At 64.7% G+C, this 24,384-nt stretch carries 22 protein-coding genes; 10 read left to right on the top strand and 12 right to left on the bottom strand.

Going from position 1 to position 24,384, the window contains the following annotated elements; translation table 11 throughout:
* Positions 1-69: 69 nt before the first annotated feature.
* Positions 70-456, top strand: a complete 387-nt coding sequence (locus ASD45_RS21370; protein WP_056913735.1) for a hypothetical protein — start codon at positions 70-72, stop codon at positions 454-456.
* Between the two features lie 169 nt (positions 457-625).
* Here ASD45_RS21370 and ASD45_RS21365 read toward each other — a convergent pair whose 3' ends face one another.
* Together ASD45_RS21365 and ASD45_RS21360 are read right to left on the bottom strand one after the other, a co-directional pair.
* The gene (locus tag ASD45_RS21365) at positions 626-1,489 is read right to left on the bottom strand and encodes a prephenate dehydratase (protein WP_056913734.1); all 864 of its coding nucleotides are present in this window, start codon (positions 1,487-1,489) and stop codon (positions 626-628) included.
* A 48-nt stretch (positions 1,490-1,537) separates the two neighbouring features.
* A complete protein-coding gene (locus tag ASD45_RS21360) occupies positions 1,538-2,278 on the bottom strand; it encodes a 3-deoxy-manno-octulosonate cytidylyltransferase (RefSeq protein ID WP_056913733.1) in 741 nt (246 codons plus the stop codon).
* A gap of 195 nt (positions 2,279-2,473) precedes the next feature.
* On the opposite strand from ASD45_RS21360, the gene ASD45_RS21355 reads away from it, so the two are divergent.
* The 8 genes from ASD45_RS21355 (at position 2,474) to ASD45_RS21320 (ending at position 12,523) form a co-directional block, all read left to right on the top strand.
* Positions 2,474-3,100, top strand: coding sequence for a cytochrome c family protein (locus tag ASD45_RS21355; protein ID WP_082541106.1), 627 nt, complete (start codon positions 2,474-2,476; stop codon positions 3,098-3,100).
* A gap of 250 nt (positions 3,101-3,350) precedes the next feature.
* Entirely contained in the window at positions 3,351-5,234 is a 1,884-nt protein-coding gene (locus ASD45_RS21350; RefSeq protein ID WP_056913732.1) for an extracellular solute-binding protein, read from the top strand.
* Positions 5,234-7,078 (top strand): extracellular solute-binding protein, encoded by a 1,845-nt coding sequence (locus ASD45_RS21345; RefSeq protein ID WP_056913731.1) that lies wholly within the window; start codon positions 5,234-5,236, stop codon positions 7,076-7,078. Before ASD45_RS21350 ends, ASD45_RS21345 begins: the two co-directional genes overlap by 1 nt.
* A gap of 133 nt (positions 7,079-7,211) precedes the next feature.
* Complete coding sequence (locus tag ASD45_RS21340) at positions 7,212-8,324, top strand: microcin C ABC transporter permease YejB (protein ID WP_056913730.1); 1,113 nt, start codon at positions 7,212-7,214, stop codon at positions 8,322-8,324.
* Between the two features lie 33 nt (positions 8,325-8,357).
* The gene (locus ASD45_RS21335) at positions 8,358-9,506 is read left to right on the top strand and encodes an ABC transporter permease (RefSeq protein ID WP_244485631.1); all 1,149 of its coding nucleotides are present in this window, start codon (positions 8,358-8,360) and stop codon (positions 9,504-9,506) included.
* A 13-nt stretch (positions 9,507-9,519) separates the two neighbouring features.
* A complete protein-coding gene (locus ASD45_RS21330) occupies positions 9,520-11,148 on the top strand; it encodes an ABC transporter ATP-binding protein (RefSeq protein ID WP_056913728.1) in 1,629 nt (542 codons plus the stop codon).
* Positions 11,149-11,766, top strand: a complete 618-nt coding sequence (locus tag ASD45_RS21325) for an NUDIX hydrolase (protein ID WP_056913727.1) — start codon at positions 11,149-11,151, stop codon at positions 11,764-11,766.
* A 73-nt stretch (positions 11,767-11,839) separates the two neighbouring features.
* Complete coding sequence (locus ASD45_RS21320; protein ID WP_162249480.1) at positions 11,840-12,523, top strand: thioredoxin domain-containing protein; 684 nt, start codon at positions 11,840-11,842, stop codon at positions 12,521-12,523.
* Positions 12,524-12,580: 57 nt separating this feature from the next.
* Here the strand turns inward: ASD45_RS21320 and ASD45_RS21315 are convergent, their stop codons facing one another.
* Together ASD45_RS21315 and ASD45_RS21310 are read right to left on the bottom strand one after the other, a co-directional pair.
* The gene (locus tag ASD45_RS21315; RefSeq protein ID WP_056913725.1) at positions 12,581-13,411 is read right to left on the bottom strand and encodes an NlpC/P60 family protein; all 831 of its coding nucleotides are present in this window, start codon (positions 13,409-13,411) and stop codon (positions 12,581-12,583) included.
* 1 nt (position 13,412) lies between these two features.
* Positions 13,413-14,783, bottom strand: a complete 1,371-nt coding sequence (locus tag ASD45_RS21310) for a leucyl aminopeptidase family protein (RefSeq protein WP_056913724.1) — start codon at positions 14,781-14,783, stop codon at positions 13,413-13,415.
* Between the two features lie 165 nt (positions 14,784-14,948).
* Between ASD45_RS21310 and ASD45_RS21305 the strand changes: the two genes are divergently transcribed.
* Entirely contained in the window at positions 14,949-15,755 is an 807-nt protein-coding gene (locus tag ASD45_RS21305) for a tetratricopeptide repeat protein (RefSeq protein ID WP_056913980.1), read from the top strand.
* A 20-nt stretch (positions 15,756-15,775) separates the two neighbouring features.
* On the opposite strand, the gene ASD45_RS21300 is transcribed toward ASD45_RS21305, so the two are convergent.
* The 8 genes from ASD45_RS21300 to ASD45_RS21265 form a co-directional block, all read right to left on the bottom strand.
* Positions 15,776-16,750 (bottom strand): type II secretion system F family protein, encoded by a 975-nt coding sequence (locus tag ASD45_RS21300; protein WP_056913723.1) that lies wholly within the window; start codon positions 16,748-16,750, stop codon positions 15,776-15,778.
* Positions 16,751-16,759: 9 nt separating this feature from the next.
* Positions 16,760-17,731, bottom strand: a complete 972-nt coding sequence (locus tag ASD45_RS21295; RefSeq protein ID WP_056913722.1) for a type II secretion system F family protein — start codon at positions 17,729-17,731, stop codon at positions 16,760-16,762.
* A 13-nt stretch (positions 17,732-17,744) separates the two neighbouring features.
* The gene (locus ASD45_RS21290; RefSeq protein WP_056913721.1) at positions 17,745-19,292 is read right to left on the bottom strand and encodes a CpaF family protein; all 1,548 of its coding nucleotides are present in this window, start codon (positions 19,290-19,292) and stop codon (positions 17,745-17,747) included.
* A 37-nt stretch (positions 19,293-19,329) separates the two neighbouring features.
* Entirely contained in the window at positions 19,330-20,604 is a 1,275-nt protein-coding gene (locus tag ASD45_RS21285; RefSeq protein ID WP_056913720.1) for an AAA family ATPase, read from the bottom strand.
* Positions 20,601-21,347: a CpaD family pilus assembly protein gene (locus ASD45_RS21280; protein ID WP_056913719.1), complete on the bottom strand. Its 747-nt coding sequence runs from the start codon at positions 21,345-21,347 to the stop codon at positions 20,601-20,603. Before ASD45_RS21280 ends, ASD45_RS21285 begins: the two co-directional genes overlap by 4 nt.
* 17 nt (positions 21,348-21,364) lie before the next feature.
* Positions 21,365-22,813: a type II and III secretion system protein family protein gene (locus ASD45_RS21275; protein ID WP_244485596.1), complete on the bottom strand. Its 1,449-nt coding sequence runs from the start codon at positions 22,811-22,813 to the stop codon at positions 21,365-21,367.
* 23 nt (positions 22,814-22,836) lie between these two features.
* Positions 22,837-23,625, bottom strand: a complete 789-nt coding sequence (gene cpaB, locus ASD45_RS21270; RefSeq protein ID WP_056913717.1) for a Flp pilus assembly protein CpaB — start codon at positions 23,623-23,625, stop codon at positions 22,837-22,839.
* A gap of 221 nt (positions 23,626-23,846) precedes the next feature.
* A complete protein-coding gene (locus ASD45_RS21265; RefSeq protein ID WP_056913716.1) occupies positions 23,847-24,356 on the bottom strand; it encodes a prepilin peptidase in 510 nt (169 codons plus the stop codon).
* Positions 24,357-24,384 lie beyond the last annotated feature (28 nt).

Raw genomic sequence — 24,384 nt, 5'->3', positions numbered from 1 at the left:
CCGGACGCATTATATTCAGACAGCCGGACGGTCCCGGCTGACAAGTCTGATTGCGAAGGGACGTTAGCGATGAGCCATTTTCATGCCGTTGTCTGGATCGACCACCGGGAGGCGCGGGTCTTTCATTTCAGCCCGGCCGAGGTCGACAAGCTCACCATCCATCCGGACAAGCCCGCCAAGCACCTGCATCACAAGGCGGGTTCGATCGGTGCCGGCAATGCCGCCGGCGACCACGAATTCCTGCATTCGGTGGCGCAGGCCATTGCCGATGCCGGCGCCGTGCTGATCACCGGCCCGGGCAGCGCCAAGAACGACCTGGTGAAGCACATCGAAGGCCACGACGCTGCGCTGAAGAAGCTGATCGCCGGCGTCGAGACTATCGACCATCCGAGTGACGGCCAGTTAGTGGCGCACGCGCGCAAGTACTTCAAGGCTGAAGACCGCATGACCCGGTAGGCGCTTTCCGGCTTCGATGGAATAGAAGCGGGAGCTCCAGCTTCGTGTTTTGACGCATTCTCTTCACGCGAACCGGTACCACTTCGCTCGAAAACGCTTCGGCTTCCCAGCGGGGCAGACGGCGGGATTCCGGGCTCGCGGCCTTGAACAGGCGCGGCCCGGAAGGCCCTTATTCGTCGTCGCTCTCTTCCTTGAACGTGTCGCGGAATTTGTGCGCCGGATAGACGCCGAGGATCGTCAGCTCTTTCGAGAAGAAGGCGAGCTCTTCCAGCGCATGCACCAGCGCGGTGTCGTCGGGATGGCCTTCGACATCGGCATAGAACTGCGTCGCGAAGAAATTGCCGCCGACCATATAGCTCTCGAGCTTGGTCATGTTGACGCCGTTGGTGGCGAAGCCGCCGAGTGCCTTGTAGAGCGCCGCCGGCAGGTTGCGGACGCGGAACACGAAGGTGGTGACAACCTTGCCGTTGCCCGGTTCAACCCATTTCTTCTCCGGCGACAGCACAATGAAGCGCGTCGTCGAGTTGGATTCGTCCTCGACGTTTTCTTTCAGGATATCGAGCCCGTAGATCTCCGCCGCCAGCCGTGAGCCGATGGCGGCGCGGGTGATGTCGTTCGCTTCGGCGACTTCGCGCGCCGAACCTGCGGTGTCGGCGCCGATCACCGGGGTCAGCTTGAGTTCGCGGATGATGTTGCGGCACTGGCCGAGCGCCATGATGTGGCTCTGCACCGACTTGATGGTCTTCAGGCTTGCACCCTTCGGCGCCATCAGCTGGTTGCGAATCGGCAAGAACCATTCGCCGATGATGTGCAGCTTCGCCGTTGGCATCAGGTGATGGATATCGGCGACGCGGCCGGCGACCGAGTTCTCGATCGGAATCATGCCGAGATCGACTTCGCCATTCTGCAACGCGGTGAAGCAATCCTCGAAGGTCGGGCAGGGCACCGGCTCGTAATCGGGATAGGCTTCGCGGCAGGCGAGGTCGGAATTCGCGCCGCGCTCGCCCTGAAACACGATCTTTTTCTTGGCCATACTGTTACCTGCTCCGATAGGGGGCGTACGCGGACCCGGCGATGCGAGTCAACCGGCGAGCATCTTGCGGGCCTTGTCGAGGTCCTCGACTGTATCGACACCGAGCGGCACGCTGCTGACGATCGCGATGTCGATGCGCATGCCGTTGTCCAGCGCCCGCAACTGTTCGAGCCGCTCGCGTTGCTCGTTGACCGACGGCGGCAGCTTGACGAAACGCTCGAGCGCCGCGCGGCGGTAGGCGTAGAGGCCGATGTGGTGATAGTGCGGCCCGGCGCCTTCGGCATTGGCGCGGGTGAAGGTGGCGGCGTGCAGCCGGCCGGGGCTCACCAGAGTGCCCTTGGCCTTGACCACATTCGGATTAGTCAGCTCGGCCGGGTCCCTGATCACCGCGGCGAGGGTGGCGATATCGACCGCGGGGTCGGCGAGCGGCGTCAGCGCGGCGCGGATGTCCGCGGCGGCGATGGTGGGGAGGTCGCCCTGGACGTTGACTATGTATTCAACACCATGCTCGGGATCGACCGCCTCCAGGGCTTCGAAAATCCGGTCCGAGCCGGAGGCGTGGTGGGCGCTGGTCATGACGGCGCGGCCGCCGGCCTTCTCGACCGCGGCCTGCACCGCCTCCGAATCGGTGGCGACGATCGCTTCGCCGATACCGGCCTCGCGGCCGCGGTGCAGCACGTGGACGATCATCGGCATGCCATGGATATCGGCCAGCGGCTTGCCGGGCAGGCGGGTCGAGGCCATGCGCGCCGGTATAAGAATGATGGTTTTCGGGTGGGTTTTCGACATCGCTCGGGTACCCCTTGGCGCCGGGGAAACAGGGCCGCCAAGCGCTGAAAGTCAGCGGATGGCGGCGCTTATACGGGTTGCCAGAGGCAGAGCAAACCGGTATCTCATCGCCGACGCCGCACCCAGCGGCGGCGACTGCTACTTCACGTCCGTCGCGCCCTCGTCCGTCGCGCCCCTGTCGGGAGCCCGTTTTCAATGAACTCTTTCGAACTGAACAAGATTCTCGGCGCCGTTCTGGCCACGTGTTTGATCCTGCTCGCGCTCAGCATCGGCGCCGGCGCGCTGTTCACGCCGGAAAAGCCGGCCAAGCCGGGTTACGCGATCGCCGTCAAGGAAACCGGTGCGGGTGGCAAGCCTGCCGCCGGCGAGCCGGAGAAGCCGATCGCCGTGCTGCTGGCCAGCGCTTCGGTCGAGAAGGGCGCCGCCGCCGCCAAGCAGTGCGCCTCCTGCCATACCTTCGAGAAGGGCGGCCCGAACCGCGTCGGCCCGAACCTCTACGACATCGTCGGCCACGAGCGCGGCACCGGCCGCGGCGGGTTCAACTTCTCCGCCGCCATGAAGGCCAAGGGTGGCGAGTGGACCTACGACGAACTGAACAAGTTCCTGAAGGACCCGCGCGGCTACATCCCGGGCACCGCCATGACCTTCGCCGGTCTGTCGCGTGATTCGCAGCGCGCCGACGTGATCGCCTATCTGCGCTCGCTCTCGGACAGCCCGAAGCCGCTGCCGACCGCCGCCGATGCCGGCGCGGCCGCCGCTCCGGCGGAGGGCACCAAGCCCGCCGAAGGCGCCGCCAAGCCGGCCGAGGCACCGAAGAAGTAAGCGGCGCCAGACAAGCCAATATTTGACGGCCGGGCCCTGTGCCCGGCCGTTTTGTTTTCGCGGGCCGCGTTGCGGCGATTGGCCACGGAGATTTGAGCCCGATCCGGGTCATGCCGCCCGGCGGCGCTGGTAGCGGACCGAAAAACCGACATAATCGGCGCCGAATCCGTCATGGGGCGGCCGGGGCGGCGGAACCACGTCTGAGGTTATCGATTTGCACTACAGCGAACCGTCCAAGTCTTTGCCCACCATGAAATTGTCCCGTCGCGGTCTCTTGCGTTCGACCGCCGCCGCCTTCGCCGCGCCGGCGTTGTCGGCGCTCGGCCTGGCGTCGTTCTCCGTCGCGGCGCGCGCCGACGACAAGGCGTGGAAGCACGGCCTGTCGCTGTTCGGCGACGTGAAGTACCCCGCCGACTTCAAGCATTTCGAATACGTGAAGGCCGACGCGCCGCAAGGCGGCACCGTGCGCATGTCCGGCTTCGGCACCTTCGACAATTTCAACGAGGTCGTGGCGCTGGTGAAGGGCAACCTCGCCATGGGCACGAACTTCATCAACGAGTCGTTGATGACCCCATCCTATGACGAGGTCTCGACCGAATACGGTCTGCTCGCCGACGCCGTGCGCCACGCCGACGATTATTCCTGGGTCACCTATCGCATCAACGCCAAGGCGAAGTGGTGGGACGGCAAGCCTGTGACCGTCGATGACGTCATCTTCTCCTTCAGTGTCCAGAAGGAGAACCGTCCCGATCTCGCCGCCTATTATCGTCACGTCACCAAGGCGGAGAACACCGGCGAGCGCGAAGTGACCTTCACTTTCGACGGCCCCGGCAATCGCGAACTTCCGCACATCGTCGGCCAGTTGTCGGTCTATCCGAAGCACTGGTGGGAAGGTAAGGACAAATCCGGCAACAAGCGCGACATCACCGCGACCACGCTGGAGATCCCGCTCGGCTCGGGGCCGTATCGCATCAAGGAATTCGCGCCGGGCCGCAACATCGTCTACGAAAAGGTCGCCGACTACTGGGGCAAGGACCTCAACGTCAACATCGGCACCAACAATTTCGCGCAGATCCGTTTCGAATATTTCCGCGACACCACCGTCGCGCTCGAAGCCTTCAAGGGCGACCAGATCGACTGGCGCACGGAGACCAGCGCCAAGGATTGGGCGACGTCCTACGATTTCCCGGCTCTGCGCGACAAGAAGGTCGTGCGTGAGGAATTCCCGCAGACCAGCTCCGGGGTGATGCAGGCATTTGCCTTCAACATCCGCCGCGACAAGTTCAAGGATGCTCGGCTGCGTCTGGCGTTCAATTACGCCTTCGATTTCGACGAGATGAACAAGCAATTGTTCTACGGCGCGTACAAGCGCATCGACAGTTACTTCTTCGGCACCGAACTGGCCTCATCCGGACTGCCGCAAGGCATTGAGCTGGAGATCCTCAACACGGTGAAGGATCAGGTGCCGGCCGACCTGTTCACCAAGCCCTACACCAATCCGTCGAACGGCGATCAGCAGGCGGCCCGCACCAATTTGCGCACGGCGCTGACGTTGCTGCGCGATGCCGGTTATGAGATCCGCAATACCAAGCTGGTCAATACCAAGACCGGCGAACAGCTCGGCGTCGAGATGCTGCTGGTGCAGCCGGCCTTCGAGCGCGTCGCCCTGTTCTACAAGCCGGCGCTCGAGCGCCTCGGCATCGCCGTGTCGGTCCGCACCGTCGATACGTCGCAATACGAGAACCGCCTGCGGCAGTGGGATTACGACATCATCGTCGCGTCATGGGGCGAGTCGCTGTCGCCGGGCAACGAGCAGCGCGGCTTCTGGGGTTCACAGGCGGCGGACCAGCCGGGCTCGCGCAACGTCGTCGGCATCAAGAACCCGGCGATCGACAAGCTGATCGATCGCGTCATCTTCGCCAAGAGCCGCGAGGAACTGGTCGCCGCGACGCACGCGCTGGACCGCGTGCTGCTGTGGAATCACTACGTCGTGCCGCAGTGGAGCTATCCGTTCCAGCGCACCGCGCGGTGGGATCGCTTCAGCCATCCCGAGACCATGCCGAAATATGCCGCGTCGGCCTTCCCCACGGTGTGGTGGTGGGATCAGGCGAAGGCCGCGAAGGCAACGCGGTAATGATTACGCGGCGCCACGCCCTTCTCTTGTCGGCCGGCGCGCTCGCCGCCGTCAAGCTGCCGACCGCCGCGAATGCTCAACCCATCGCCCTCGACACCGATCGCCACGGCATGTCGGCTTTCGGCGATCTGGCGCTGCCGGCGGACTTCAAGCACTTCCCATACGCCAATCCGGAGGCGCCAAAGGGCGGCGCCTATTCCGAATGCATTTCGCTACGCACCTATAACGGCTCGTTCCTGACCTTCAATTCGCTCAACACCTACATCCTCAAGGGCGATGGCGCCTTCGGCATGGACTACACTTTTGCCACGCTGATGGCGCGGGCGAGCGACGAGCCGGACGCCATGTACGGACTCGCCGCCAAGAGCGTGCGTATTACCGACGACGGGCAAACCTATCGCTTCACCTTGCGCGACGGCCTGACATTCCATGACGGTTCGCCGATGACGGCGGACGACGTGGTGTGGTCCCTGAATACGCTCAAGGACAAAGGCCATCCGATCATTACGCAGTTGCTGCGCGACTTCGACAAGGCGGAAGCAGACGGCGACAAGGGCGTGATTGCGCGTTTCAAGGCCGGCCGCGGTCGCGAGGTGCCGCTGTCGGTCGCCGGCATGCCGATCTTCTCGAAGACCTATTACGCCAAGAAGCCGTTCGACGAGTCGACGCTCGATATTCCGCTCGGCTCCGGTGCCTACAAGGTCGGCCGTTTCGAAGCCGGACATTACATCGAATTCGAGCGGGTAAAGGACTGGTGGGGCGCCCAGCTTCCGGTCGAGGTCGGGCAGAACAATTTCGACACGGTCCGTTACGAATACTACCGGGATCGCGAGGTAGCCTTCGTCGGCTTCACGGCGAAGAACTATCTGTTCCGCGAGGAGTTCACCGCGCGCACCTGGGCGACCCGCTACGACTTTCCGGCGCTCAAGGAAGGCAAGGTCAAGCGCGACGTGTTTCCGGACGACACGCCGTCCGGCGCGCAGGGCTGGTTCATGAATACGCGGCGGCCGCAGTTCCAGGATCGCCGTGTGCGTGAGGCGCTGATCGACGCCTTCGATTTCGAATACACCAACAAGAACATCATGTATGGCGCTTATCTGCGCACGCATTCGGTGTTCCAGAATTCGCCGATGATGGCGAAAGGAAAGCCCGACGAGGCTGAGCTGAAACTGCTCGAGCCGTTCCGCGGCAAAGTACCCGATGAGGTGTTCGGCGAGCCCTATGTGCCGCCGGTGACCGATGGTTCGGGCACCGATCGCAATGTGCTGCGCAAGGCGGTGGCGCTGCTCAACGAGGCCGGCATCGTCCTGAAGGACGGCAAGCGCATGCTGCCGAACGGCAAGCCCTTCACGATCGAGTTCCTGTCGGAGGAGCCGAGCTTTCAGCCGCACCACCTCACTTTCATCAAAAGCCTCGAATTGCTCGGCTTCCAGGCCAGCCTGCGGCTGGTCGATCCGGTGCAATACCGGGCCCGCGTCGATGACTTCGATTTCGATATCACCGTCGAGCGCATGAGCTTTTCGTCGACGCCCGGCGACTCGCTGCGCAGCTATTTCACCTCGCAGTTGGCCAAGGCCAGGGGTGCGCAGAATCTCGCCGGCATCGCCGATCCAGCGATCGACGCGCTGGTCGAAAAGGTCATCGCGGCGCCGAGCCGCGAAGAAATGACCAGTGCCGCGAAGGCGCTCGACCGCCTGATCCGCGCCGGACGGTATTGGATTCCGCAGTGGTACCTGGCCTCGCACCGCATTGCCTACTGGGACGTGTTCGGGCGGCCTTCGCGCCAGCCGCGCTATGCGCGCGGCATTCCGGATACGTGGTGGGCAGCGGAGAAGAAGGGGTAGCCATGGCACCGTCATTCCGGGACGCACCGGAGGTGCGAACCCGGATTCCAGCGGCATGGAAGGGCGTCTTCGTGCTTCTGGATTCCGGGTTCGCCGCTTTCGCGGCGCCGCGGAATGACGTAGTGAGGATCACATGACCGCCTATATCCTCCGCCGCCTGCTGTTCATCGTGCCGACCATGCTCGGCATCATGCTGGTGTCGTTCGTGGTGGTGCAGTTCGCCCCGGGCGGACCGGTGGAGCAGGTCATCGCCAAGCTGTCGGGCTCGGATACCGGCGCCACCTCGCGCATTTCCGGCTCGCAAGGCGATTTCAGCAACCGCGGCATGGCGCAGGGCGGCGGCTCCGTCGATGCCGTCAATGCCAAATATCGCGGCGCGCAGGGCCTCGATCCGGCCTTCATCAAGAAGCTGGAGAAGCAGTTCGGCTTCGACAAGCCGGCTTATGAGCGCTTCGGCATCATGCTGTGGAATTACGCTCGCTTCGATTTCGGCTCGAGTTATTTCCGCGACGTCACCGTGCTGGAACTGATCAAGGAAAAGCTGCCGGTTTCGATGTCCCTCGGCATCTGGATGACGCTGCTGACGTACCTCATATCGATCCCGCTCGGCATCAAGAAGGCGGTCGATGCCGGTTCGCGTTTCGACATGTGGACCTCGACGATCATCATCGTCGGCTACGCGATCCCGGGTTTCCTGTTCGCCATCCTGCTGATCATCCTGTTTGCCGGCGGCTCGTTCTTCAACTGGTTCCCGCTGCGCGGACTGATCTCGGAGAATTTCTGGGCGCTGCCCTGGTACGCGCAGATCGCCGACTACTTCTGGCATCTGACGCTGCCGATCCTGTCGATGGTGCTGTCGGCCTTCGCCACCATGACGCTGCTCACCAAGAACTCGTTCCTCGAAGAAATCCGCAAGCAATACGTGCTGACCGCGCGCGCCAAGGGCTGCTCGCAGAATCAGGTGCTGTACGGCCACGTGTTCCGTAACGCGATGCTGATCGTCATTGCCGGCTTTCCCTCGGCCTTCGTGTCCGCTTTCTTCGCCGGCTCGCTGCTGATCGAGACGATTTTCTCCCTCGACGGTCTTGGTCTGCTCGGCTTCGAAAGCGTGCTCAACCGCGATTATCCGGTGGTTTTCGCCACGCTCTACATCTTCTCGCTGGTCGGCGTCGTCGTGAACCTGATCGCCGATCTCACTTATACGTGGATCGATCCGCGCATCGATTTCGAGTCGCGGGAGGTTTGAGCCGTGGATACCCGCGTCGATCCTGCCGCGACCATTACGCCGACCGGCCCCGAGCCGGTGCCGAGGCGGTGGATCGCCATCTCGCCGCTCAACAGGCGGCGGTGGGACAACTTCAAGACCAACCGGCGCGGTTACTGGTCGCTGTGGCTGTTCCTGGCGCTGTTCATCATTTCGCTGTTCGCCGAATTCGTCGCCAACGACAAGCCGATCTTCATCCACGTCAACGGCAAGTCGTTCTTCCCGGCAGTGTTCACCTATCCCGACACGGCCTTCGCCAAGGACAAGGACCCGCTGCTGTTCGGCACCGCCGCCGATTATCGCGACGACTATCTGATGGGCCTGATCCAGAAGGAAGGCGGCGTCGTCATCTGGCCGCCGATCCCGTTCTCCTATTCGACGCAGGTGTCGAAGCCGCCGTCGCCGTTCCCGTCGAAGCCGACCTGGGCGCTGACCGAGAAGGATTGCGAATTCGCGGCGAAGAACAATTTCGCCAAATGCGGCACGCTTGAATACAACTGGCTCGGCACCGACGATGGCGGCCGCGACGTGCTGGCGCGGCTGATCTATGGCTTCCGTATCTCGGTTCTGTTCGGCCTCTGCCTGACCATCGCGTCGTCGATCATCGGCATCGCCGCCGGCGCGGTGCAGGGCTATTTCGGCGGCTGGACCGACCTGTTGTTCCAGCGCTTCATCGAGATCTGGACGTCGATCCCCGAACTCTACCTGCTGCTGATCATATCGTCGGTGCTGGTGCCGGGCTTCTTCGTGCTCCTCGGCATTCTTCTGCTGTTCTCCTGGGTGCGGCTGGTCGGCCTGGTCCGCGCCGAATTCCTGCGCGGCCGGAACTTCGAATACATCCAGGCCGCCCGGGCGCTCGGCGTCGGCAGCACGACCATCATCTTCCGCCATCTGCTGCCGAACGCGATGGTCGCCACGCTGACTTTCGTGCCGTTCATCCTGTCGTCGTCGGTGATGACGCTGACGGCGCTGGACTTCCTCGGCTTCGGCCTGCCACCGGGCTCGCCGTCGCTCGGCGAACTGCTGAGCCAGGGCAAGGCCAACATCCAGGCGCCGTGGCTCGGCCTCACCGGCTTCTTCGCCATCGCCATCATGCTGTCGCTCCTGATCTTCATCGGCGAGGCGGTGCGCGACGCCTTCGACCCGCGCAAGACGTTCCGATGAGCAGGCACACGCCATGACCGAACCGCTGCTCAAGGTTTCCGATCTGTCCGTCGCCTTCGGTGTCGGCGAGCGCGAGATCCATGCCGTCAAACATGTGTCGTTCGAGATCGGCAAGGGGGAGACGCTGGCGCTGGTCGGCGAGAGCGGCTCGGGTAAGTCGGTCACCGCGCTGTCGGTGATGAAGCTGCTGCCTTATCCGGCGGCGCGTCATCCTTCCGGCACCATCACCTTCAAGGGCCGCGAATTGCTGGCGATGCCGGAGAACGAGATCCGCAAGGTTCGCGGCAACGACATCACCATCATCTTCCAGGAGCCGATGACCTCGCTCAATCCGCTGCACACGATCGAAAAACAGATCGGCGAGGTGCTGCTGCTGCACAAGGGCCTCACCGGCAAGGCGGCGCGGGCCCGCATCATCGAACTCTTGACCCAGGTCGGCATTCCCGATCCGGAAGGGCGACTGCAGAGCTATCCGCACCAGATGTCGGGCGGCCAGCGCCAGCGCGTCATGATCGCGATGTCGCTCGCGAACGAGCCGGATCTCCTGATCGCCGACGAGCCGACGACCGCGCTCGACGTCACCGTGCAGGCGCAGATCCTCAAGCTGCTGAAGGACATCCAGTCGCGCCTCGGCATGTCGATGCTGTTCATCACCCACGACCTCGGTATCGTGCGCAAGCTCGCCGACCGTGTCTGCGTCATGCAGCGCGGCGAAATCGTTGAGCAGGGCCCGGTGGAAGAAGTGTTCACCAAGCCGCAGCATCCGTATACGCAGGCGCTGCTCGCCGCCGAACCGAAGCCCGATCCGGCGCCGCCGAAGCCGGACGCGCCCATCATGGTCAAGACCGACGATCTGAAGGTGTGGTTTCCGATCAAGCGCGGCGTGCTGCGCAAGGTGGTCGGCCACATCAAGGCGGTCGATGGCGTCTCAGTCGAGCTGCGCAAGGGCGAGACGCTCGGCGTCGTCGGCGAATCGGGCTCCGGCAAGACGACATTGGGCCTGGCGATCCTCCGGCTGATCTCGTCGGACGGCCCCGTCGTCTTCATGGGCCATCCGGTGCAGGGGCTGACGTTCAAGGAAATGCGGCCTTATCGCCGCGATATGCAGATCGTGTTCCAGGATCCTTACGGCTCGCTGTCGCCGCGCATGTCGGTGTCCGACATCATCGAGGAAGGCCTGTGGGTGCATCATCCCGAATTGGGCGAGGCCGAGCGCGAACAGCGCGTCATCGCCGCGCTGACCGATGTCGGCCTCGATGCGGCGACGCGCCATCGCTATCCGCATGAATTCTCCGGCGGCCAGCGCCAGCGCGTCGCGATTGCCCGCGCCCTCGTGCTCGAGCCGAAATTCATCGTGCTCGACGAGCCGACCTCGGCGCTCGACATGCTGATCCAGGCGCAGATGGTCGATCTGCTGCGCGATCTGCAGAAGAAGCGCGATCTGACCTACATGTTCATCTCGCACGACCTGCGCGTGGTCGCGGCGCTGGCGTCGCGGCTGCTGGTGCTGCGCGACGGCAAGATGGTAGAAGAGGGCGCCGCCGCCGAGCTGTTCAAGAACCCGAAGAGCGACTACACGCGCGCGCTGTTTGCCGCCGCGTTCCACATCGAGACCGCGCCCGGCGACGCGGTGGCGCAGTAGATGGCCAAGCTGCCTGCCGATCGCCCGGCGAATGTCGAGCTTGGCGAGCCAGACAAGCTGGCCGACGGCTTTCGCGATTACTGGCGTTATCATCTGACCTTGCGGGACCCCGGTCACTCGCCGCTGCAGCAGCAGCGCGATATCCTGATCGGCGGCAGGGTGATCGCCGTGCTGCCGGTGGATCTGGCCCGCGACGAGGTCGTTTTAATTCGTCAGTTCCGGTTGCCGGCACATATCGGGACCGGCAAGGGTGACATGGTCGAGATCGTCGCCGGCCGTGTCGAGGCGGGCGAAACCGAGGCGGCGGCGGCACGGCGTGAATGCGAAGAAGAAATCGGCGTCGCGCCCGGCCGGCTGATCGAGTTGTTCAGCTTCATGACCACCCCCGGGATTACCGACGAAATCATCGTCCTGTTTCTGGCGAGCGTCGATGCCTCCCGTGTGCCGGCGCGATCCGGAGCCGCCGACGAGGGCGAGCGGATCGAGACGATCCGGCTGTCGCTCGACGATGCGGTGGCGCTGGTACAGGGCGGCGGCGTCGCCAACGGGCCGATGATCCTGGCGCTGCAATGGCTGGCGCTGAACCGGGCCCGACTCGGCGCGCTGCTGCAGGCCTGATCTCACATATTGTTGATTCGCAATATGATGCGGCAGTCAGGCATGAGCGTGTCTGCACTATTGGAGTATGCCCGTGACCGCCTCTCGCCTTCGCCTTGCCGTCTTGTCGATGATCCTGCTTTTTGCGCCACTCACGGCGCGGGCCGACGACGCGCAATTTCCGATCATGGCGGACGATGGCACGCCGATTGCCAATCACAGCGTGCCGCCGGAACTGGTCGAGCGCATCGAGTCGCTGAAGAACATCGTCGTCGTCGCCAATCCGAAAGGCAAGGTAACGCTGTACGAGTTCTACGATCTCAATTGTCCGTATTGCCGGAGAGCCTCGCTCGATCTCGCGGAGCTGACGCAGAAGAACAAGGACCTGCGCCTGGTGCTGGTGCCGTTCCCGGTGCTCGGCATTCCCTCTATCCTGGCGGCGCGGGTTGAATATGCCGTGGCGAAAATGGCCTCGCCTGAGGACTTCTATAAATTCCACCACCTGGTCTACGGCGATCGCGGCACCATCGACGACCAGCGCGCCTTCGCCGCGGCGAAGGCGATCGGCCTGGAATCCGTCGAAGTGCGCAAGATCGCCAGCGAAAACGAATTCGCCACGGTGATGAAGGAACACCTGCGCATCGGCGATCAGCTCGGCATTCAGGCGACCCCGGGCATTATTGTCGGCGGCGTCGCCTTTGTCGGCTATCCGGGCAAAAAGGCGCTGACTGAGGCGGTCAATTCGGTCGCCAAATGCGGCACGGTGATGTGCCCTTAGCAATCTGTGGTCCCCGCTTTCGCGGGGACGACAAGCGCGCCGACGCGGTGGGAGTTCTTACAGCCGCTTCACACTGGTCACGTCGCTGCCCGTGGCCTTGATACGGGCGATGGCGTCGGCGGTCTTCTCGATCGCCACCATCATGTGATGCGCGTTGGCATGGATCATCGTTTCCGCGTCTCGGGCGATGGCGACATGGCCCTTCCAGAACAGCAGATCGCCGCGCCGGATGTTGCCGAGCGCCACCGGTCGGCCGAGGGCCTTTTCCTGCATATAGGTGTCGCGCGGGCCGTCTTGCCCGGCCGTCTGCAGCGCGAGTTGCACCAGGCCCGAGCAGTCGATGCCGAGCCATGACTTGCCGCCCCACAGATAGGGCGTGCTGACAAACATCTCGGCCATGGCCACGAAGTCGCCCGGCGCGGCGAGCGGCGCGACGTGGTGCAGCGGATAATGCCAGCCATAGCCATCAACGGCGAAGCTGTCGGTCGTCCTGGCGACGGCGATGCCGGCGCCCATCGGCAGCGCGATCATCGGCGGCAACTTGATATTGGCGGCCGGGAAGCCAAAGGTGCGCGGCACGCTGACTTGATGCGTCGGCGCGGCGCCGACCGGGCCGAGCGCGTTAGCCGACAGATAACCGACATAGCCATCGCGCTCGAGTTGGCCCCAAGCCCAGCCTTCCTCGCTCAGCTCATAGACCGCGACGCGTTCGCCCTTCAGCGCCTGCGTATCGAGCGCCGCTTCGTGCGCCGGATCGCGGCGGATATCCGCAACCGGTTCGATCACCTCATAGGTGGTGGCCTCGACGAACTGCGCCGCTTCGACCCGGCCGCGCAGTTGCGCGGCGGCAATGTCGGGGCGATAGGGATTGAGGCGGGGGTCGAGCATGTCACCCATAGCGTGCGCACAGCACGCCGTAGAGCGCCCGCGCCGCCATCAGTTCGGCGCCCTCAGGGCGTCCCGGTCTGGCCGATGGCGTCCAGGCGAAGATGTCGAAATGCACCCACGACGGCACATCGACGAACTTCTTCAGGAACAACGCTGCGATGATGGCGCCGCCGAAGCCGTCGCTGCCGATATTGTTGATGTCGGACACTTTCGAATCGAGCTGCGCCTCGTAAGGCTGCCACAGCGGCAGCCGCCACACCGGATCGTTCTCGGCAAGGCCGGCCTTGCCCATGTCGGCGGCTAGCTTGTCGTCGTTGCTGAACAGCGCCGGCAGTGAAGCGCCCAGCGCCACGCGTGCCGCCCCGGTGAGGGTGGCGAAGTCGGCGATCAGCGCCGGCTTGTCCTCGCTGGCGAGCGTCAGCGCATCGGCAAGGACCAGGCGGCCTTCGGCGTCGGTATTGCCGATCTCGACGGTGAGGCCTTTGCGCGAGGCATAGACATCGCGCGGCCGGAAGCTGCGCCCCGATATCGAGTTTTCGACCGCGGGAATCAGCACGCGCAGGCGCAGCTTCATCTTGCCGGCCATGATCATGTGCGCAAGGCCGAGCACGCTCGCCGCGCCACCCATGTCCTTCTTCATGTTGAGCATGCCGCTCGATGGCTTGATGTCGAGCCCGCCAGTATCGAAGCAGACACCCTTGCCGACCAGCGTGACCTTGGGGTCCTTGTCCTTGCCCCAGGTGATGTCGATCAGACGCGGCGCGCGCGGCGAGCCCATGCCGACCGCGTGGATCAGCGGGAATTCCTTGGCGAGCTTATCGCCGCTCGTCACCTGGATCTTGGCGCCATGCGCGGCGGCGAGCTTGCGCGCTGCGGCCTCAAGCTCTTCCGGCCCCATGTCGTTGGCCGGCGTGTTGGTGAGATCACGCGCCAGCGCCACGCCCTCGGCGATGCGGCCGACTTCCTCGCCATCGACGCCCTTCGGCACGACGAGCTTAATCTTGCGCGCGTCGCCCTTGCGGTAGCGGGTGAATTGATAGGCGCCGGTGGCGAAGGCCAGCGCGGCGAGCCGCGCATCGTGCGGCGCATTGGCAAAGCGGTAGGTGCCGGCCGGCAGCAGGTTGACGAGCGCGCCGGGACGGAACGTGTCGATCAGGTCGCCGGGCTTCTCCAGGCCGAACAGCACGCCGGCAAGCTTGCCGTCGAGCGCGGGGATGAGCAGCAGCTTACCGGGTTTCGCCTCGAAGCCCGCCGCCGCGGCGAAAGCCCGCTCGCGGTCACCGAAGCCGGCCAAAACGGTCTCGGCATTGCCGGCATGAACGAACCAGATCGGGGTGCCGCGGGTCTCTCCGGCGGCAAAAACGGGGTGCATGACGAATCTCTACTCCAAAGGCGGGCTGCCCGGTCATAACCGGGCCAAGGCGGGTGGGCGAGAGGCAGATTAGGCCGCCGGCGCCGGGTTAACCACTCGTTAGGGTTAACGTTTTATTGCTGATCCATGCCGCCGCACGTCTCCCATCGCATCAGCGGGCTGCCCATGCGTCATCCTCACGCGCGCCTCCTCGTATCCGCCGCGTTGGCCGCCGTGCTGGCGCTCGGCCTGGCCGGCTGCAACACCACCAATTCGGATGTCACCGGCTCGATCGGCAACGTCCGCGCCAGTGCCGACGATACGCCGCGCACCGACGGCGAATGGCGCCAGTCCATGGAAGCCTGGGGCGCGCGCTATCGTCAGGATCCGTCGAGTGTTGAGGCGGCGATCAAATACGCCCGCGCACTGCGCGCCATCGGCCAGCGAGCACAGGCGGTGGCGGTGCTGGAGCAGGCGGCGATCCGCAATCCCGAGAACATGCAGTTGCTCGGCGAATACGGCCGCGCGCTGGCGGCCGCAGGCAATCTGCAGCAGGCGCTCGACGTGCTCGGCCGCGCCCACACCCCGGACAATCCGGATTGGCGCATTCTCAATGCCCAGGGCGCCGTGCTCGACCAGCTCGGCCGCCACGCCGACGCACAGAAGCATTACACATCGGCGCTCAAGCTGATGCCGGACGAGCCTTCGGTGCTCTCCAATCTCGGACTGTCCTATCTGCTGACCAAGGATCTCAAGCGCGCCGAGGTCACCCTGCGCCGCGCGCTGGCGCAGCCGGGAGCCGATCCGAAAGTGCGGCAGAATCTCGCGCTGGTGGTCGGCCTGCGCGGCAAGTTTGCCGACGCCGAGCAGATTGCCCGCCAGGGTCTGTCCGCTGACGAAGCCGCCGCCAATGTCGATTATCTCCGGCAGGTGCTGGCCGAACACAAGCGCGGCAACAAGGGCTACGTCCCGCCGCCGAATCCCGGCGGTTGAAGCGGGCGTGCAACGCCGCGCTAGTTGAGCGCCATCACCTTGATGGCAGCCGGCCCGAGAATCACGACAAACAGCACTGGCAGGAAGAACAGGATCATCGGCACCGTCAGCTTCGGCGGCAGGCCGGCGGCTTTCTTCTCGGCTTCGGACATACGCATGTCGCGATTTTCCTGCGCCATCACGCGCAGCATGTTCGCGAGCGGCGTGCCGTACTTTTCCGCCTGGGTCAGCGCCATGCACACGGATTTGACGCCCTCGAGATCGGTGCGCTTGGCCAGGTTGTCGTAGGCCTGGCGGCGATCGGGTAGGTACGACAATTCCGCGGTCGTCAGGGTCAGTTCTTCCGCCAGCGGAACCGACTGCGTGCCGATGGCCTCGCTGACCTTCTTCAGCGCGGCTTCGATCGACATGCCGGATTCGACGCAGATCAGCAGCAGGTCGAGCGTGTCGGGGAAGGCGCGCTTGATCGAGACCTGGCGCTTCTGGATCTTGCTCTTCAGGAGCATCAGCGGCAGGTGCATGCCGAGATAGGCGGCGCCGATGCAAAGGCCGAGCTTGACGGTGGCCGGCTGATCGAAGTCGAGGACGACGAACAGGTAAAACGCGGCGAACAGGAAGGCCGCGATCGGCGTCACCATGCGCACGAAAAGGAAGGTGATATAGGGCGCCTGGCCGCGATAGCCCGCCTGAACCAGCTTGAGGCGCGCTTCTTCCTGCCCGAACCACTTGTTGAGGTTGAAGTTATCGACCGTCTTCTGGATGTACTGCTTCGGCGATTGCCGCAGCGACACCTTGTCTTTCTCCAGCGCCATGCGCTCGCGCTCGCGCGCGCGGATCTTCTCGCGCTCGATCGCCACCGCCTTCATGCGCTTGTCGAGAGGATTGGCGAAGACGATCGGCATGGCGATGGTCAAGACCGTCGCCATAGCGGCGACGGCGGCGAAGATCACCGTCATCGTCTGGGCGTTGAGCGAATTTGAGATCAGATCGATCATCGGTTCACATCAGAAGTCGAAATTGATCATCTTCTTCATCACCAGGACGCCCATCGCCATCCACGTCGCCGAACCGGCGAGCATGATGTGGCCGAGGGGTTCGGTGAACAGAAGATTGATGTAGGCCGGGCTGGTCAGCCACACGAGCGTCATCACGGCGAGCGGCAGGGCGCCGATGATGGCGGCGGACGCTTTGGCTTCCTGCGACATCGCCTGAATCTTGGCTTTCATTTTCTTGCGGTCGCGCAGCACGCGCGACAGGTTGCTCAGCGTCTCCGCCAGGTTGCCGCCGGCCTTCTGCTGGATGGAGACGACGATGCCGAAGAAGTTCGCCTCCGGCAGCGGCATGCGCTCGTAGAGCTTGCCGCAGGCTTCGCCGAGCGGCATGCCGATGGCCTGGGTTTCGAGGATGCTGCGGAATTCCGAGCGCACCGGCTCCGGTGCGTCGATCGCGATCATCTTGATGCAGTCGAGCAGCGGCAGGCCGGCCTTGACGCCGCGCACGATGACGTCGACCGCGTCGGGAAACGCATTGAGAAACTTCTGCTCGCGGCGTCTCTTGCGGAAGCCGAGGAACCAGCGCGGCAGGCCGAAGGCGCCGGCAAAGCCGAGGCCGACCGCCGGCAATAAGCCGGCGCCGGAGGCGGTGCCGAGCAGAAACAAGACGATGCCGACGGCGCCCGAAACCAGAAAGAAGGTGTGCTTCGACCAGCTGAGGCCCGACTGGGCGATACGAACCGACAGCGGCGGCGATTTGGTCTTCTTGTTCCGTTCCTCGAATTCCTTCAACGTGTTTTCGATGGTGTCGCGGCGGCTCTTCTGCGGCGCGTTTCGCGGCGTCCGCGACGTCGCCGTGGTGCGCGCGACCGTGGCCACGCGCTTTTCGGTGGTCTTCTCGCCCGACAGGATCGGATAGATGAAGACGTAAGCGACGCCGCCGACGGCGACCGCGGCGAGCAGGAAGATCGGCAGTTGTTCCATGCCGGACCTCCGTTCAGCCCCGGATGGCTTCGTTGGCGGCTTCGGCGGCATCGAGAGCTGCCGCCAGCCGCTTTTCCTCGCCGTAATAGCGCGCGCGATCCCAGAACCGCGGACGGCCGATGCCGGTCGAGCGGTGCTGGCCGATGATCGAACCGTCGGCCGCCTCGCCGATCATGTCGTAGACGAAAAGGTCCTGGGTGATGATGACGTCGCCTTCCATGCCCATCACCTCGGTGATGTGCGTGATGCGGCGCGAGCCGTCGCGCAGACGCGCGGCCTGGATCACGACGTCCACCGAGGCGACGATCATCTCGCGGATGGTGCGCGACGGCAGCGAGAAGCCGCCCATCGTGATCATCGATTCGCAGCGCGACAGCGCTTCGCGCGGATTGTTGGCGTGCAGCGTGCCCATCGAGCCGTCGTGGCCGGTGTTCATGGCCTGCAGCAAGTCGAACGCCTCGGGTCCGCGGACTTCGCCGACGATGATGCGCTCGGGACGCATACGCAGACAGTTGCGCACCAGGTCGCGCATCGTCACCTGGCCTTCGCCTTCCAGGTTCGGCGGGCGCGTTTCCAGCCGCACCACGTGGGGCTGTTGCAATTGCAATTCCGCGGCGTCTTCGCAGGTGATGATGCGCTCGTCGTCGTCGATGAACTGCGTCAGACAGTTGAGCAGCGTGGTCTTGCCGGAACCGGTGCCGCCGGAAACCAGCGTATTGACCCGCGAGCGCCCGATGATGCGCAGGATTTCCGCGCCCTGCTGGGTGATCGTGCCGAACTTGACGAGCTGATCGAGGGTCAGCTTGTCCTTCTTGAACTTACGAATGGTGAGCGCGGGGCCGTCGATCGCCAGCGGCGGCACGATGGCGTTGACGCGGGAGCCGTCCGGCAAGCGCGCGTCGCAGATCGGCGAGGCTTCGTCGACGCGGCGGCCGACCTGGCTGACGATGCGCTGGCAGATGTTCAGCAGCTGCTGGTTGTCTCGAAAGCGGATGCCGGTGCGCTGAATTTTGCCTTTGACTTCGATGTAAACGGTGCCGGAACCGTTGACCATGATGTCGGCGATGTCGTCGCGGGCCAGCAGCGGCTCGAGCGGACCGAAGCCGAGAACGTCGTTGCAGATGTCGTCGAGCAGTTCCTCCTGCTCGGAGATCGACATCACGATATTCTTGATCGAGATGATCTCGTTGACGATGTCGCGGATTTCCTCGCGCGCCGAGTCGGCGTCGAGGCGCGCGAGCTGCGCCAGATCGATCGCCTCGATCAGCGCGCCGAAGATCGTGCCCTTGGTGACGTAATAGGCTTCCGAGCGGCGGGAATCGACGGCCGGCATGTTGACGGCCGCCTGGCGGCGTTCCGGCGTCGGCGCCGGCACCAGCGGCGCGCCCAGTCCGTCGGACGGGAAGGGGGTGCGGCCGCTTTCGACAGGAGCCGCCGGCGCCGACTGTGACTCGAGCTCCGGCGCAACCGCCATCGGCGCCGCCGCGCGTTGCGCAGGCGCCGCCGGCTCGGCAGGTGCCGTGCCGCGGAAATCGGTGTTGACGCCACGCTTACCGAACACGTCGCTTTACTCCAGACAATCGATCACATTTCCAGCGCTAGCCGGCGCGCTTGAGCAACTTGCCGAGCAGGCCAGGACGTCCGCGCTTGGCTTCGGCGCGACCGGTGAGCACTTGCGCCATCTGGCGGAACAGCTCCGCCGTTTTGTGGCTGGCCGAAACTTCGGCAATCATCTGGCCGTTGTTGGCGGCGGTGCCGAACAGTTGCGGCTCGAACGGGATGATGGTCAGCGGCTGATCTTCCAGCGCCTTGGCGAAATCGGCCGGCGAGATCTCGGGCCGTTTCGGCACGCCGATCTGGTTCAGGCAATAGTGCGGGCGGTGATCGTTCGGCCGCGCCACGCGCAGCAGATCGACCATGTTCTTGGCGTTGCGCAGATTGGCGAGGTCCGGCCCGGCGACGATCAGGATTTCGTCGGCGCTGACAAGAAGCCGCCGGGTCCAGCCGGACCACACATGCGGGATGTCGAGGATCACGCACGGGATCGAGGCGCGCATCGAATCGAGGATGGCGTCGAATGCCTCGGGGCCGAAATCGTAGACCCGGTCGAGCGTGGCCGGCGCCGCCAGCAGGCTGAGGTGATCGGTGCACTTCGACAGCAGGCGATCGACGAATGCGGTGTCGATGCGGTCCGGCGAGAACACCGCGTCGGCGATGCCCTGCGGCGGATCCTGGTTGTAGTCGAGACCCGCGGTGCCGAAGGCGAGGTCGAGATCGGTGACCACCGTGTCGAGGCTGAGATCGCGCGCGATCGCCCAGGAGATATTGTGCGCGACGGTCGAGGCGCCGACGCCGCCTTTGGCGCCGACCACCGCGATGATGCGGCCGACCGGCTTGGCCTCCGGCGCGTGGAAAAGGCCGCACACGGCACGCACCACGTCGATGGTGGAAACCGGCGCAATCAGGTAGTCGCTGACGCCGCGCCGTGTCAGCTCGCGATAGAGCATGACATCGTTGATCCGGCCGACGACGACGACCCGCGTGCCGGCGTCGCAGACTTCGGCAAGCTGGTCGAGCCGGGTGAGGATCGCGTCGCCGCGGCTTTCCGCCTCGATGATGATGACGTTCGGCGTCGGTGAGTTGCGATAAGCTTCGACGGCGGCGGTGGCGCCGCCCATCTGGATCTTGACGTGCGCCTTGGCCAGCCGGCGGTCTTCGCCGGCCGACTGCACCGCGGCTGCCGTCTCCACCGTTTCGCAGAACGCCTGCACCGACACGCGCGGCGCCGGCGCAATGTGTTCCTCAGACAGCGGCGCTGCCGGCGCCAGGCTGACGTCTTCGGTCGGTGCGGTGAAGTTGCCGTTCTTGATCATTTGCCGAGGTCGCTGATCTTGCCGTTGTCGTAACCGTTCGAGTCGCCCTGATAGCCGGCGCTCGGATTTTCACCCCTGCGATACTTGTCGAGCGCCACCGAGCGTCGTCCTGCCGGGGCCGGCGCTTCGCCGCGCGGCTGCACGAGATCGGCCGGATTATCGACCTGCGAAGCCAGATTGCGCTGCGTCGCGCAGCCGAAATTCCAGTAAGGCCGGTTCTCGAAGTAGTTGCGGTCGGCGCTGGGCCCCAGATCGTTCGGCCACTGGCCGCAGGGACCGGCTTCGGCGACCATCTTCGAGTAACCGATCTTGATGCTGGTCAGCGACGCGGCCGTCGGTCGGTACTGCCGCACGAACACCGCGTTGCGCGGCACGCCCGAGGCGGCGAAGATCGAATGGATCTCGCGCATCGTGTCGTTGGCCGCACGATCGACGGCGCCGCCATGCGGCACCTCGACGATGATCCCGCTCTTGGCCTCGTGCCGCCAGTTCTGCGCGAAGGCGAGCACGTCGGCCCGTTGCGAGGGGCTCAGTCCACCGCGATTGCTGCTGATGAACACATCGACCTGGCGCGAACCTTCGCGCACCGTGATCGGATGGCGGTCACGATAGTCGGTCGGATATTCATTCCGGGCGGTCTGCGTCTGGTAGCAGCCGCCGAGCAGGCTCGTCAGCGCCGCGGCAGCGAGCAACCGAAGCGCCGCTTGCCGGCGCCTGTCGGTCTGAATTCGCAAAGCTGTCATTGCACCGTCTCCGCCGCTCAATCGAGGATGAAACCGTATTTGCCGTGGTAATCCCCCGCCGGCGGTGGGTTCGAATTGCCGGGCTCGCCGTAGATGCGGTTGAGGCGGCCGAGCAGCGCCGTCGACGGGTCGCTCGGGTCCGCGAAGCCGTCATCGGGCCGCGACAGTTGCTTCTGTGCCACCGCCCGCACGATGTAGGGCGTTACGATGACGACGAGTTCGGTCTGGTTGTTGATGTAGTCGCGGCTCTTGAACAGCGAGCCGAGGATCGGCACCTGCATCAGACCGGGAACCCCGTTAATCTGCTGCTTGGTCTTTTCCTGGATCATGCCGGCCAGGGTCAGCGAACCGCCCGAGGGGATTTCCACGGTGGTTTCGGCGCGCCGGGTCGAAATCGAGGGGATGGTCAGCGACTGGGTCGCGCCCGGCACCGTCAGCGTCAGCGCGTTGTCGGTCGAGAGATCGGAGACTTCCGTCATCACCTTCAGGCTGATGCGGCCTTCGGACAGGACGACCGGCGTGAACACCAGGCCGACGCCGAACTTCTTGAAGTCGACCTGCGACTGACAGACCGGCGGCGATTTGGTGGTGTCGCACGACAGACCGTTGGGAATGGGGAATTCGCCGCCGGCCACGAAACTCGCGGTTTCGCCGGAGATCGCGGTCAGGTTCGGTTCGGCCAATGTGCGCAGCACGCCGGCGCGGTCCATCGCGCGCAACGTCGCGGTCAGGCCCTTCCAGGACACACCGAACGCGGTTTCGCTGAGGGTCTGGCCGACCGCGGAGAACGAGTTCTGGGTATTGAGGTTGAGCGCGCTGTTGCCGACGTTGAAGCTGCCGGACAGATCGACGCCGAGCTGCTTGATGACGTCGCGACGGACTTCGGCGACCGTCACCTTGAGCATGACCTGATCGCGGCCGCGCACGGTGATTCCGTTGACGACCTTGGTGCCGTCGCCGACGAGCCGGGACGCGAGATCGTAGGCCTGCTGGGATTCGGCCGCGCTCGCCGCCGAGCCCGACAGCATGATGCCGTCACCGACGCCTTCGATGCGGATGGTGGCATCCGGCATCGCCTGTTTGAGCGCCGCGCGAACGCCGTTGAGATCGCGGGTCACCGCGATATCGAAACCGGCGATCTGTTTGCCGTTGGCGTCGAAGAAGAAGATGTTGGTCTGGCCGACCTTGACGCCGATCATGTAGACGCGGCGCGACGTGCGCACGACGGCATTGGCGACCGTCGGGTCCGCGACCAGCACATCCTTGATGTCGGCCGGCAGGTCGATCGCCACCGATTTGCCGATGCCGAGGGGAATGAAGCGCGATGTCGCCTCGCTCGCCGCCACCTGGATCACCGGCACCCCGGTTCCGGTGTCGGCCGCGTGCAGCGGCGCCGATCCGGCGAGCGCCGCGGCCGCCAGCAGACCCATCAGCAGGCCTGCGCGGATGGAGCGGTGTTTCGCCATGGTCTGAAGTTTCCTTCGAACGATCATCGCGGCGTGCTCACGGTTGAAACGCCGAAGCGGACGATGTTGACACCGTTGTTACGCGGCGCCTCGGTCGGAGCTTCGGTCTTTTCGGCATCGGTGATGCTGCGCAGCGCCAGCGACAGCGTGCCGCGCTGCTGCGACAGGGCGAGCGTCTCGACCTGCGGCGGCGACAGCTCGAGCGTCGCGGTCTTGCCGACCACGACCTTCTGGCCGTTTTTCTCTTCGACGTTCTGGTCGATCGCGAGGACGCGGATGTTGCGCAGAACAACCTCGCTGGTGAAGCTTTCGACGCCGGTGGCTTTCTCGGCCTCGCGGTCGCGCCGCGTCAGCGTCACATCGACATGGTCATTCGGCAGAATAAAGCCGCCCGCCGAGGTTTCCGGCGAAATCTGTGTCGAGACAGCGCGCATGCCGGGCGGGAGGATCGCGGCCATGAAGCCGGATCCCTTCGAATTCACCAGTTTGGCTTCGCGGATCGGCTCTCCGGCCACGAAGGGATAGCGCGCGATCTGGCCCGACAAATTCTCGATCGCCGCGGGACGATCGGTTTTACGGATGAAGTTGCCAGTGGCTGCTTCCATCGGCCAGGGTTGCCACTCGACCTCGCTGGCGCTCAGCGTCTGGCCCATGCCGATGTTGCTCTTGGCAACGAGGACGTCGATCGTTGCGGGTTTGGCGGCCACCGGCGCGGGCGCTTCCGGCGGCTTCTGGCTGCGGCCAGCCAGCATCGCCGCAACGCCACCGGCGGCAACGGCGACTGTCAACACCACGATGCGCGCGGCTTTCATACGCTCACTCTCACAACAGACGGAACGAAACGCCGTCAAAACCCACATGGCGGCCGAAGCAGCCGCGTGCAGGGATTTGACCAGCTAAAGGTCAAGGCATGGTTAAGCAGCCGTGACTAAGTCGAGTTAATAAACGGTTGCCCGTAAGATTCGGCGCGCGTCACAGGCGGCGCGAGCGACGCGCGCAGAAGGTCCGGCGTCAGTGACGCAGGCGGTTGCGGTCAGGGCGTGGCGCCCGGCATCCATCCCGTCTTCGGGTAGATGACCAGCGCGGCAGCGGCGAGCGCGATGCCGTAAGGGATGCCGCCGCGTTCTTCATGCAACCGCATGATCCAGGGCTGCCGCGTCAGCGCCTCGGGCAACGGCAGCTTGCGGAACTGCAGCAGCGCGAGGGTGAGGGCGCCGCCGAAGATCGAGGCATAGGTCGCATAGTCGAGCAGGTGATCGAAGCCGAACCACAGCGCCGTGGCGGCGAACAGCTTGGCGTCGCCGCCGCCGATCCAGCCCTGCGAGAAGAAGACGAAACCCACCACCAGCACACATGCCGCGGCGGCCAGATGCATGCCCATCGCCGCGAGCGGCATGCCGGCGGCGAACGCCAGCACCACAAAGCCGCCGGTCAGCGCCAGCGACAGCCGGTTGGAGATGGTCATCGTGAACAGGTCGCTCGAGGCGGCGAAAGCCATCAGCGCAGGGAACAGAGCGAGCCTGATCGCGTCGACCGCCGTCATTGCAGCACCTTTCAGTTCAGCCAGGTTT

The organism is Pseudolabrys sp. Root1462 (assembly GCF_001426945.1).
Classification (GTDB): domain Bacteria; phylum Pseudomonadota; class Alphaproteobacteria; order Rhizobiales; family Xanthobacteraceae; genus Pseudolabrys.
The sequence above is the reverse complement of the archived record's forward strand: the minus strand, read 5'-3'. Positions and strand labels throughout refer to the sequence as shown.

Bases quoted from the DNA above. Each gene is read 5' to 3' on its own strand.
- ASD45_RS21280 (WP_056913719.1), bottom strand. From the start codon at position 21,347: ATGACAGCTTTGCGAATTCAGACCGACAGGCGCCGGCAAGCGGCGCTT.
- ASD45_RS21350 (WP_056913732.1), top strand. From the start codon at position 3,351: ATGAAATTGTCCCGTCGCGGTCTCTTGCGTTCGACCGCCGCCGCCTTC.
- ASD45_RS21355 (WP_082541106.1), top strand. From the start codon at position 2,474: ATGAACTCTTTCGAACTGAACAAGATTCTCGGCGCCGTTCTGGCCACG.
- ASD45_RS21300 (WP_056913723.1), bottom strand. From the start codon at position 16,750: ATGATCGATCTGATCTCAAATTCGCTCAACGCCCAGACGATGACGGTG.
- cpaB (WP_056913717.1), bottom strand. From the start codon at position 23,625: ATGAAAGCCGCGCGCATCGTGGTGTTGACAGTCGCCGTTGCCGCCGGT.
- ASD45_RS21365 (WP_056913734.1), bottom strand. From the start codon at position 1,489: ATGGCCAAGAAAAAGATCGTGTTTCAGGGCGAGCGCGGCGCGAATTCC.
- ASD45_RS21315 (WP_056913725.1), bottom strand. From the start codon at position 13,411: ATGCTCGACCCCCGCCTCAATCCCTATCGCCCCGACATTGCCGCCGCG.
- ASD45_RS21275 (WP_244485596.1), bottom strand. From the start codon at position 22,813: ATGGCGAAACACCGCTCCATCCGCGCAGGCCTGCTGATGGGTCTGCTG.
- ASD45_RS21345 (WP_056913731.1), top strand. From the start codon at position 5,234: ATGATTACGCGGCGCCACGCCCTTCTCTTGTCGGCCGGCGCGCTCGCC.
- ASD45_RS21360 (WP_056913733.1), bottom strand. From the start codon at position 2,278: ATGTCGAAAACCCACCCGAAAACCATCATTCTTATACCGGCGCGCATG.
- ASD45_RS21330 (WP_056913728.1), top strand. From the start codon at position 9,520: ATGACCGAACCGCTGCTCAAGGTTTCCGATCTGTCCGTCGCCTTCGGT.
- ASD45_RS21370 (WP_056913735.1), top strand. From the start codon at position 70: ATGAGCCATTTTCATGCCGTTGTCTGGATCGACCACCGGGAGGCGCGG.
- ASD45_RS21325 (WP_056913727.1), top strand. From the start codon at position 11,149: ATGGCCAAGCTGCCTGCCGATCGCCCGGCGAATGTCGAGCTTGGCGAG.
- ASD45_RS21265 (WP_056913716.1), bottom strand. From the start codon at position 24,356: ATGACGGCGGTCGACGCGATCAGGCTCGCTCTGTTCCCTGCGCTGATG.
- ASD45_RS21305 (WP_056913980.1), top strand. From the start codon at position 14,949: ATGCGTCATCCTCACGCGCGCCTCCTCGTATCCGCCGCGTTGGCCGCC.
- ASD45_RS21340 (WP_056913730.1), top strand. From the start codon at position 7,212: ATGACCGCCTATATCCTCCGCCGCCTGCTGTTCATCGTGCCGACCATG.
- ASD45_RS21310 (WP_056913724.1), bottom strand. From the start codon at position 14,783: ATGCACCCCGTTTTTGCCGCCGGAGAGACCCGCGGCACCCCGATCTGG.
- ASD45_RS21295 (WP_056913722.1), bottom strand. From the start codon at position 17,731: ATGGAACAACTGCCGATCTTCCTGCTCGCCGCGGTCGCCGTCGGCGGC.
- ASD45_RS21285 (WP_056913720.1), bottom strand. From the start codon at position 20,604: ATGATCAAGAACGGCAACTTCACCGCACCGACCGAAGACGTCAGCCTG.